General features: G+C 50.9%; 1 pseudogene. It reads left to right on the top strand.

From position 1 onward, the window contains the following. Positions 1-706, top strand: a pseudogene (locus KBY02_RS26010) (IS3-like element ISPsy9 family transposase); the annotation flags it as partial. Between the last annotated feature and the right edge of the window lie 34 nt (positions 707-740).

Genomic DNA, 740 nt, shown 5'->3' with positions numbered 1-740 from the left:
GGCAACTTTCTACGAGCACAAGGGCCGGTATGGCTATCGTCGCATCACGGCAGCTTTGCGCAGGGCGGGCCATCTTGTGAACCACAAGACGGTGCAGAAACTAATGGGGCAGCTAGGCCTGAAGAGCCTGATACGCGTGAAGAAATACCGTTCCTACAAAGGCGAAACAGGCAAGGCCGCGCCTAACCTGCTAAAGCGTGATTTCAAAGCGCAATACCTTAACCAGAAATGGGCCACCGACGTGACCGAATTCAAAGTAGGAGGCCAGAAACTTTATCTGTCGCCGATCATGGATCTGTACAGCGGCGAAATCATTTCCTATGCGATTGCCAGGCGCCCGCTGTACTCCATGGTCGACGAAATGCTTGAAGGAGCATTTAAGCGGCTTGGACCGCATGAAAAGCCGATTTTGCATTCCGACCAGGGCTGGCAATATCGGATGCCTATTTACCAGCGACTGCTCAATGAGAATTCGATCGCAGCCAGCATGTCGCGCAAGGGTAACTGCTACGACAACGCGGCTATTGAGAGCTTTTTTAGCACGCTGAAATCCGAATTTTTCTACCTGAACAAATTTAACGATCTGGATGAGCTTCAAGCGGGTATCGAAGAGTACATTGAGTATTACAATCACTCACGCATAAAACTGAAGCTTAACGGCCTGAGTCCTGTGGAATACAGAATGCAGGCCGCCAAGGCAGCGTAGGTGGATAATTGTCCAACCTTCGGGGGTCACACCA

Origin of the sequence: Pseudomonas sp. P129, assembly GCF_020312195.1 — a bacterium.
Classification (GTDB): Bacteria; Pseudomonadota; Gammaproteobacteria; order Pseudomonadales; family Pseudomonadaceae; genus Aquipseudomonas; species Aquipseudomonas fragariae.
This window is presented reverse-complemented; position numbering and strand designations above follow the sequence as displayed.